Genomic DNA, 5,640 nt, shown 5'->3' with positions numbered 1-5,640 from the left:
TGGTGCTCACAGCCTGTTCCGGCAGCAGCGACGCGGCCGGCGGCAGTGGCGACACCTCGCAGGCCCAGGCCGACAAGGCCGCGCCCGCGTACAGGGCGACGGCGCCGGACGCGGCGTACAGCATGGCCGTGCGGCGCTGCCTGCGGGTCTGCTCGCGCAGCTCGTCACGCACCGTTTCGCGCGCCACCTGCGCCAGCTCGTCGACCAGTTGCTTGTCCAGGTGCTCCAGGTGATCCAAGCGCTTCATGCACTGCGGGTACCCGCGCGAGCGACCGGGTAACGCCACCGTCCCGCGGCCAACTACCCTCGTCCGCATGGAGATTCTGGGAACCAGCCTGCGCGTCTGCGTCGACGACCTGGACACCGCGGTCCCGTTCTACGAACGTCTCGCGGGTGGCAGGGCCCTCCGCTTCGAACGCGGCGGTGTCCACGTGGCGGCGGTCGGCTGCTTCCTGTTGATGAGCGGCCCCGAGTCCCAGCTGGAGCTGCTGCGCAAAGTGGCGGCGACCATCGCCGTGTCGGACGTCGACGAGGCCCACCGGGTGCTGACCGAGCTCGGCGCGCGCATCGTCGCCGGTCCGATCCCCACCCCGGTGGGGCGCAATCTGATCGCGATGCACCCGGACGGGACGGTGTACGAGTACGCGGACCGCCGCGGCTGAGCTGCGCCGCTCAAGCGGACGACGGACGCACAAGGAGCCAGGAGCCGGCCGGGGAGGCCGGTGTCAGGCACGCATCTCGGCGGTGAGCGCCCAGCGTTCGTGGTCCCGCCAGGCCCCGTCGACGAAGAGCATGTCCGGCGAGAAGCCCTCCAGCCGGAAGCCGCAGGCGCGGGCGAGGGCGATCGAGGCGGTGTTGCGGGGCTGGACGTTGATCTCCAGCCGGTGCAGCCGCATCGGACCGAAGGCGTACCCGATCACGAGGTCCAGTCCCTCGCGCATCAGGCCGCGCCCGGCGGCGTGCGCGAAGGCCCCGTAGCCGAGTGCGCCGGACCGGAAGGCGCCGTGCACGATGTTGTTGATGTTGATGAACCCGGCGATGCCGCCGCCGTCCTTCTCGCAGACCAGGAAGCCCGCCTTCGCCGGGTCCTCGATCAGCCCCCGCGCGTAGGCGGTGTACGCCTCGGCCGTGCCCGGCGGGAAGAGCCACGGGTGGTGCAGGTCCCTGCTCTCCCGGGCCCGGGCGGTGAACTCCGCGCCGTCCTCGTGGGTGAAGGGGCGGATGCCCACGCGGGGCCCCTCGGCGAGGTGGCGGGAAGCGGTGTGCGGCATCCTGTCACCCTACGCGCGCGTCACAGCTCGGCGTCCGGTCAGCGCAGTGCGGGCTCGTCGAGTGTCAACGTGCCTGCGTCGGCGTCGAGTTCGGCCATGACACCGAAGGGGATCGTCAACGCCCCCACGCAGTGGCCGAACTCCCAGGAGCCGAGGAGTACCCCGCGGATCCCGTCGAGCCGGCCGGCGCGCAGGAGTTGGGTGAGGTAGCGGTCCAGGCGGTACGTCTCCTCGCCCACGTCCTCCAGGCACAGCAGGCCGCCGGCGGCTGAGGGCCGTGCGTGCGGGGTTCCGAGGTCGGCGGCGAGCAGGGCCAGGCAGCCGCCGAGTGTGACGCCCCGGGCCCGTCCGGGGACGAGGGCCGTGCCGCCGGAGGCGACCGTGCGGACCGTCTCGGGGGCGAAGAGGGTGGCCCTGAGGTGGTCCTGGGCGCGGGCGTTCTTGACGAAGTCGATACCGGCGGCCATCGGTCCGTGCAGCGTGACCAGGCCCAGGCGGGTGGCGAAGGCCTCGTGCAGCGCGGTGATGTCGCTGAAGCCGACGAACACCTTCGGCCCGGCCGCCCGCATGGCCTCCCAGTCGAGCAGGTCGACCATGCGCTGCGCGCCGTATCCGCCCCGGGCGCACAGCACGGCGTCCACCGTGGGGTCGCACCAGGCGGCCTGCAGATCGGCCGCGCGGTCGGCGTCCACGCCCGCCAGGTAGTCGAACGTGCCGTGCCGGTCCAGTACGTGCGGCGCGACCACCGGGTCCAGGTCCCAGCCGCGCAGCAGGTCCAGCCCGGCCTGCAGCCGCTCCTCGGGCACGGGCCCGCTGGGCGCGACGACGGCCACGCGGGCACCGGGGGCGAGCCGCGCGGGACGGCGGAGTTCCTTCACGTGCCGAGCTCCAGGGTCGGGATGCCTGCCGGGTCCAGGCCGAACACCTGAGCGTACAGCCACAGCTCCGCCTCCAGGGCCCGCACCATGGTGTCGGCCCGGCGGAACGCGTGCCCCTCACCCTCGAGCCCTCGAACGCGAGGTACGCGTGCGGCCCCCCGGCCCGCCGGCCGCCCTCGGCGGGCCGCGGTGCGGTCCACCACACCTCGTCGCCGACGAAGCCCGCGTACTCCGGTCTGCCGTCGTGCGTGGCGGCGAGGGCCGCGTCGACGGGCGAGGGCCAGGAACCGTACGGCAGGCTCTGCATGTTCTCCCCCACTGGTCAGACCGTCCGCAGGAAGCGGTCGAGGACGCGGACGCCGAAGTGCAGCGCCTCCACGGGGACGCGCTCGTCGACTCCGTGGAACAGGTGGTGGTAGTCGAAGCCCTCGGGCAGCTTCAGCGGCGAGAACCCGTATCCGGTGATGCCGAGCCGGGAGAACTGCTTGGCGTCGGTGCCGCCCGCCATGCAGTACGGGACCACGTGTCCCTCGGGTGCGAACGCCTCGACGGCGGCCCGCATCGCCGCGAAGGCGGGCGAGTCGACGGGTGCCTGGAGCGCCACCTCGCGGTGCTCGAACTCCCAGTCCACGTCCGGGCCGGTCAGCTCGTCGAGGGTGGTGCGGAACTCCTCCTCGCCGCCGGGCAGACACCGCCCGTCGACGTGGGCGACGGCTTCCCCCGGAATCACGTTGATCTTGTAACCCGCCTCGAACATGGTGGGGTTGGCGCTGTTGCGCAGGGTCGCCTCGACCAGCCGGGCCGCCGGGCCGAGCTTGTCCAGCAGCGCGTCGACGTCCCGCAGGTCCGTCTCGATGCCGTACAGGGCGGCGAGTTCGGTGAGGGCCGCGCGCACGGTCGGGGTGAGCCGTACCGGCCACTCGTGGGCGCCGATCCGGGCGACGGCGGCGGCGAGCCGGGTCACCGCGTTCTCCCGGTTGACCCGGGAGCCGTGGCCGGCCCGTCCGCGTGCGGACAGCCGCAGCCAGGCCGTGCCGCGCTCACCGGCGGCGATGGGGTAGATCTGCCGGCCGGCGCCGTCGTGGAAGGTGAACGCCCCGGATTCGCTGACACCTTCGGTGCAGCCCTCGAACAGTTCGGCGTGCCGGTCGGCGAGGAAGCCGGAGCCGTCCTCGGCGCTGGCCTCCTCGTCGGCGGTGAAGGCGATCACCAGGTCGCGTCGGGGCCGGATCCCCTGCCGGGCCCAGGCGCGGACCACGGCGAGGATCATCGCGTCCATGTTCTTCATGTCGACCGCGCCCCGGCCCCACACGACGCCGTCGCGCACCTCGCCGGAGAACGGGTGCACGCTCCAGTCCTCGGCCCGCGCCGGCACCACGTCCAGGTGACCGTGGACGAGCAGCGCGTCCGCCGACGGGTCGGTGCCCTCGACCCGGGCGACGACGTTGGTCCGCCCCGGGGTGCGCTCCAGCAGCATGGGCTCCAGGCCCGCCGCGGCCAGCCGCTCGGCGGCGTACTCGGCGGCCGGGCGCTCCCGGCAGTCGCCGCCGCCCCGGTTGGTGGTGTCGATGCGGATCAGGTCGGACGTGAAGTCGACGACCTCGTCCAGTGCCTGCGCGTCAGCCATACTCCTCCTCCACCGCGGCCGAGGCGATCGTGGTGACCGCCTTGAAGGTGCGGATCGACTCGTACATGGTGTCGCTGGTGTACGCCACCTTGCGTTCCCCGGTCCGGCTCACTCCGGGCACGACGGTGGCGGCCATGGCCAGGTGCTCGGCGTCGAACTCCACGGCGACGGTGAACGGGCCGTTGTCGCGGGGTTCGTGACGGACCGCCAGGGCGGCCGCCTGCTTGGCGGCGGCCCGGATGTCGGTGGCGGTGCGGGCGGGCGGGCGGCACACGGCCGCGTACCGGGACACGTGGTCCTTGACGGCCACCTTCGGCGCCTCGGGCGCGTAGCCGAGCGCGTCCTCGCAGGCCACGTCGTCACCGGTGACCAGCACCACCGGCACCCCGTACTCGGCGGCCACGTGCGCGTTGAGCAGCCCCTCGCTGGCCCGTACGCCGTCCAGCCACACCCCGGTGATCTGGTTGGCGAGATAGGTGTGGGCGAGGACGCCCTCCATGCCGGCGCCCGCGTGATAGCCGACGAAGGCGATCCCGTCCACGTCGCCGTGCTGCACGCCCTCCACCATCGACAGCGACTTGTGCCGCCCGGTGAGCATCTGCGCCCGTTCGTCCAGCCGCTCCAGCAGCAGGTTGCGCATGGTCCAGTGCGCCTCGTTGACGAGCACCTCGTCGGCGCCCCCGTCGAGGAAACCCAGCACGGCCGCGTTGACGTCCGAGGTGAACATCGCCCGGCACCGCTCCCACTGCGGCGTCCCCGGCAGCACGTCGGCGGGCCAGGTGACACCGGTGGCGCCCTCCATGTCGGCGCTGATGAGGATCTTCATGCCGTGCCACGTTACGCGCCCCGAAGCCAACCGGCTACGGTCCGTACGGAGCCGACTGCGCCACCGGCCCCGTACGGCTCGGGCTCTCAGCGCTCCAGGAAGTCGAAGAGGGCTTCCCAGCGCCGGGTGATGACGTCCGGGTCGAAGCGGTGCACGCTGCGCAGGGCCTGCTCGCCCATCGTGTCGCGCAGGTTTTCGTCGGACATCAGGCGGACGAGGTGGCGGGCGAGTTCGGAGGTGTTGCCGGGGCGGGCGAGCAGGCCGTCCTCCTCGTGGGTGACGATCTCCCGGACGCCGGGTGCGCAGTCGAACGCCACGCAGGGCACACCGGTCGCCATGGCCTCCAGCAGGACCAGCGGGAAGCCCTCGCCGCGGGAGGACTGGACGAAGACGGAGGAGGCGCGCAGCGCTCCGGGCACGTCGTCGGTCCGGCCGGCGAAGTCGACGGATTCCTCCAGGCCGAGTTCCGCGCACTGCTGTCTGAGCTGTGCCTCGGCCTCTCCCCTGCCGTAGACGCGCAGGGTCCAGCCGGGCTGCTTCGGCGCGGCCTCGGCCCAGGCCTCCAGGAGCAGGTCGACGCCCTTCTCGTAGGAGAGCCGGCCGATGCTCGCGACGACCTTCTCGGTGCGCGGGGAGGAGGTGCCGGGCGCGAGGGGCAGCGGGTTGGGCATGAAGCCGACGTTGTTCATGCCCTCGACCGCCCAGCGGTCGGCGTCCTCCTGGGTGAGGGCCAGCAGCCGGTCGACGTCCTTGTAGTACTTCTTCACGCGCGTGAAGCGGGACGACTTGCGGGCCGTTTCGAAGGACTCGTGGGTCATGCCGATGACGGGGTGTCCGGCGGTGTCCGCTAGGGCCACCCACTCCATCGCCCACACCTGGGTGACGACGATCATCGCGCCGGGCCGGGCGGCCTGGAACAGCGCCGAGAGCCGGCTCGCGGCGGTCCGCATGTGCGTGTCGTGGCGGCGCACGGCCGGGTCGGCGGGGCCGAGCAGGCGGCGCGGCCTGGGGCGGCCGGGCGGGCGGCGGGCGTACAGG

General features: G+C 73.0%; 6 protein-coding genes and 2 pseudogenes. 1 reads left to right on the top strand and 7 read right to left on the bottom strand.

Annotated features, from left to right (window positions below; all coding sequences use genetic code 11):
* Positions 1-247: pseudogene (locus tag DEP02_RS26350) on the bottom strand (hypothetical protein); the annotation flags it as partial.
* 67 nt (positions 248-314) lie between these two features.
* Here DEP02_RS26350 and DEP02_RS26345 point away from each other — a divergent pair.
* Positions 315-662 (top strand): VOC family protein, encoded by a 348-nt coding sequence (locus DEP02_RS26345; protein WP_112470181.1) that lies wholly within the window; start codon positions 315-317, stop codon positions 660-662.
* 63 nt (positions 663-725) lie between these two features.
* On the opposite strand, the gene DEP02_RS26340 is transcribed toward DEP02_RS26345, so the two are convergent.
* The 6 genes and pseudogenes from DEP02_RS26340 to DEP02_RS26320 form a co-directional block, all read right to left on the bottom strand.
* Positions 726-1,271, bottom strand: coding sequence for a GNAT family N-acetyltransferase (locus DEP02_RS26340; protein WP_112470180.1), 546 nt, complete (start codon positions 1,269-1,271; stop codon positions 726-728).
* Positions 1,272-1,309: 38 nt separating this feature from the next.
* Positions 1,310-2,149 (bottom strand): S66 peptidase family protein, encoded by an 840-nt coding sequence (locus tag DEP02_RS26335; protein WP_112470179.1) that lies wholly within the window; start codon positions 2,147-2,149, stop codon positions 1,310-1,312.
* Positions 2,146-2,456, bottom strand: a pseudogene (locus DEP02_RS33680) (hypothetical protein). The gene DEP02_RS26335 and the pseudogene DEP02_RS33680 overlap by 4 nt, the downstream one beginning before the upstream one ends.
* Positions 2,457-2,471: 15 nt before the next feature.
* Complete coding sequence (locus DEP02_RS26330) at positions 2,472-3,776, bottom strand: M20/M25/M40 family metallo-hydrolase (RefSeq protein ID WP_112470178.1); 1,305 nt, start codon at positions 3,774-3,776, stop codon at positions 2,472-2,474.
* Entirely contained in the window at positions 3,769-4,602 is an 834-nt protein-coding gene (locus DEP02_RS26325) for a M55 family metallopeptidase (RefSeq protein ID WP_112470177.1), read from the bottom strand. Before DEP02_RS26325 ends, DEP02_RS26330 begins: the two co-directional genes overlap by 8 nt.
* A gap of 86 nt (positions 4,603-4,688) precedes the next feature.
* Positions 4,689-5,640 (bottom strand): glycosyltransferase (locus DEP02_RS26320; RefSeq protein ID WP_112470176.1); only part of this gene is annotated, 952 nt, incomplete at its 5' end.

Source organism: Streptomyces triticisoli (genome assembly GCF_003270085.1).
GTDB lineage: Bacteria > Actinomycetota > Actinomycetes > Streptomycetales > Streptomycetaceae > Streptomyces > Streptomyces triticisoli.
This window is presented reverse-complemented; position numbering and strand designations above follow the sequence as displayed.

What these genes read in the sequence shown, in the direction of transcription:
- DEP02_RS26325 (WP_112470177.1), bottom strand. Translation starts at nt 4,602, where the DNA reads ATGAAGATCCTCATCAGCGCCGACATGGAGGGCGCCACCGGTGTCACC.
- DEP02_RS26345 (WP_112470181.1), top strand. Translation starts at nt 315, where the DNA reads ATGGAGATTCTGGGAACCAGCCTGCGCGTCTGCGTCGACGACCTGGAC.
- DEP02_RS26330 (WP_112470178.1), bottom strand. Translation starts at nt 3,776, where the DNA reads ATGGCTGACGCGCAGGCACTGGACGAGGTCGTCGACTTCACGTCCGAC.
- DEP02_RS26340 (WP_112470180.1), bottom strand. Translation starts at nt 1,271, where the DNA reads ATGCCGCACACCGCTTCCCGCCACCTCGCCGAGGGGCCCCGCGTGGGC.